1 protein-coding gene is annotated in these 3,375 nt (G+C 74.2%); it reads right to left on the bottom strand.

Annotation, left to right across the window (positions count from 1 at the left end; translation table 11 throughout):
* On the bottom strand, positions 1 to 3,375 hold a 3,375-nt coding region (locus tag ACOADB_RS06790; RefSeq protein WP_378597222.1), incomplete at both ends, for a helicase-related protein.

Raw genomic sequence — 3,375 nt, 5'->3', positions numbered from 1 at the left:
CGGTGGCCGGACTCGTCGGTGCCCGCTGCCGGCCAGGGCAGGGCGGCTCCGTAGGGGTTGGCCGGATCGGTGGCGGCGACCATGACGGCGGACGGCTTGTCGGTGCCCTGGGCGTCGGGGCCGAAGGTCCGCAGACGGTCGATCGCACCGGCGGTGCCGAACTGGGCCGCGCCGAGGCCCTCGACGAAGTACCCCCGACGACAGCGGCCGGCCTCCTCGAAGGCGCTGAGCACCTTGTAGACGGCGGCGAACCCGCCGACCACCCGCTCGTTGACCACCGCTCCACGGGTGACGACCCCGTGGCGGTCGAGGAGCTGCTCGGCCTGCGCGTGCGCGCGCCGGGTCGGGTCGAGATCGATGGCCGGCAGGACCGACCAGCGGCCCGCGGTCTCGGGAGGCCCGGAGCGGGCAACCCGTCCCGGTCGAGCCGGCGCTCGACGGGTGCGGTGGGCGGCCTTGCCCGAACGGGTGAGGGCTCGCAGGGGAGCGAGCGTGTCGTTGGTGAGGTGGCCGGACCAGACCAGCGCCCAGAGCGCGGCGCTCACGGCATCGTCGAGGGGCGCGACGTCGTCGTCGGCCAGGCAGGCCCGGGCGACCTGGTCGGCGACCTGGCGGAAGAACCAGGCGCCGCCCGGTGCGAGGACGTCGAGCACCCGCTGTTGCAACGGATCCTCCACCGGTCCCGGAGCGGGGAGCGTGAGGTGGGCCTGGTCGGCGAGGTGCAGGGACACCCAGCCGTCGCTGCCGGGCAGTGCGTTGTGGCCCGCCCACAGCACCTCACCGGCCGCGGTCAGCTCGTCGAGCAGGGACGGCTCGAAGTCACGGACCCGGGACGCCAGGACCAGCGGCTCGACGGCGCTGGCCGGGACCGCGGCACCCGCCAGCTGCTCCACGGCGCGCAGGACGCCGTCGGTGCCGCGCAGTCCCTTGCCGCCACCTGATGACGCGGAAGCGATGCCGTGCCAGGCCAGGGAGAAGCGCGCGAGGGTGGTCGGCTCGACCGGCTCGATCTCGTGGCGCAGCTTCGCCAGCGACCGCCGGCGCAACCGGCGCAGGACCTCGAGGTCGCACCATTCCTCGCCCGAGCCGACGGGACGGAACTCGCCGCTGAGGACCCGCCCCTGGGCCTCCAGCCGCTGCAGCGTGTGCCGGACGACCGCGACGCCGAGCCCGAGGCGCAGGGCCACCTGGTCCGGGGTGAACGGTCCGTGGGTGCGTGCGAACCGCCCCACGAGGTCGGCGAGCGGGTCGTCGACCGGCTCGGTGAACGCGGCAGGCGTGCCGGGAGGGGCGGGGATGCCCAGTCCGTCGCGGAGGCGAGCGATGTCCTCGACGGCGGCCCACGCGTCCACGCCCCCGTCCTGAGGTGCGAGCGAAGCGAGCCTCGAAGGGATCCTGACGGGGACCACACGGCGTGCGGCGGTGAGGTCGGCGAGCCACTCGCCGACGGGCGCATCCTCACGGGCACGTGCCGTGACCTCCTCGAGCGTGAGCGGACCGAGCAGGCGAAGGAGGTCGGCGACGCCCTCGGCATCGCGCGCCCTCCGGTCCGGAACCGTGCGCTGCAGCTCGGCCTCGACCTCGGCCAGGACGTCGGGGTCGAGCAGCTCCCTCAGCTCGGCGCGACCGAGGAGCTCGGCGAGCAGGCCCTGGTCGAGGGTCAGGGCGGCCGCACGCCGCTCGGCCAGCGGGGAGTCGCCCTCGTAGACGAACTGGGCGACGTACCCGAACATCAGGGTCCGGGCGTACGGCGACGGCTGGGTCGTCTCGACCTCGGCGACCGTGATGTCACGCTGGTCCACCCGGCGCAGCAGCGTGGTCAGGCCCGGCAGGTCGTAGACGTCGTTGAGCACCTCGCGGACCGTCTCGAGGACGATCGGGAACGACGGGTAGCGGGATGCGACCTCGAGCAGGGCGGCGGCGCGCTGGCGCTGCTGCCACAGCGGGGAACGACGCCCGGGATCGCGCCTCGGGAGCAGCAGGGCCCGGGCTGCGCACTCGCGGAAGCGCGCCGCGAACAGCGCCGAGCCACCGACCTCGCGGGTGACGATCTCCTCGATCTCGTCGGGCTCGAACGAGATCAGGTCCGCGCCCGGCGCCTCCGCATCGGTGTCGGGGATCCGGATCACGATGCCGTCGTCGGACGCCATCGCCTGGCCGTCGACGCCGAAGCGCTCGCGCAGGCGGGCGTTGATGGCCAGCGCCCAGGGCGCGTGGACGGCGGTTCCGTAGGGGGAGTGGACGGCCAGTCGCCAGTCACCGAGCTCGTCGCGGAACCGTTCGACGAGGATCGTGGCGTCGCTCGGCAGCACCCGGGTGGCCTCGACCTGCTCGCGGAGGTAGGTCATCAGGTTGGCTGCGGCGTTCTCGTCGAGGCCGACGGCACGGGCACGGGCCAGCGCTGCCTTGTCCGGCAGCGCCGTCAGCTCGCGAGTGAACGCACCGATCGCCTCGCCCAGCTCGGTCGGGCGCCCGGCGGTGTCGCCCTTCCAGAACGGCAGGCGGCCGGGCACACCCGGCGCCGGGGTGACGATCACCTGGTCGTGCGTGATGTCCTCGATCCGCCAGCTCGTCGCACCGAGCGCGAACACGTCGCCGACCCGGCTCTCGTAGACCATCTCCTCGTCGAGCTCGCCGACGCGGCGGTTCGTGCCCTCGCCGGCGAGGAAGACGCCGTACAGGCCCCGATCGGGGATGGTGCCGCCGCTGGTGACGGCGAGGCGCTGCGCGCCGGGCCGGCCGGAGATCCGTCCGGTCACGCGGTCCCAGGTGATCCGGGGGCGCAGCTCGGCGAACTCGTCGCTGGGGTACCGCCCCGCGAGCAGGTCGAGGACGGCGTCGTACGCCGACCGGGGGAGATGGGAGTACGGAGCACAGCGACGGACGACCTCGAACAGCTCGTCGACGTCCCACTCGTCGATCGCGGTCGCGGCGACGACGTGCTGGGCGAGGACGTCGAGCGGGTTGGCGGGGACGCGCAGCGCCTCGATGCTGCCGCTGCGCATCCGGTCGACGGCGACAGCGGCTGGCGCCAGGTCGCCGCGGTGCTGCGGGAAGAAGACGCCGTGGGACGTCTCGCCGACCTGGTGGCCGGCCCGACCGACGCGCTGGAGGGCGCTCGCGACGCTCGGTGGCGAGGCGATCTGGAGGACCAGGTCGACCGCACCCATGTCGATGCCCAGCTCGAGGCTGCTGGTCGCGACCACGGCCGGCAGCCGGCCGGCCTTGAGGTCGTCCTCGACCATCGCGCGCTGCTCCTTGGAGACGGAGCCGTGGTGGGTGCGGGCGAGCAGTGAGGGGGCGCCTGCAGCCGCTCCGGACTGCGCCATGACCTGCGCCGGTGGCTCGACACCGTCGGCGGTGACACCGGCCGCG

Origin of the sequence: Nocardioides sp. CPCC 206348 (assembly GCF_048654705.1) — a bacterium.
GTDB lineage: Bacteria > Actinomycetota > Actinomycetes > Propionibacteriales > Nocardioidaceae > Nocardioides.
The sequence above is the reverse complement of the archived record's forward strand: the minus strand, read 5'-3'. Positions and strand labels throughout refer to the sequence as shown.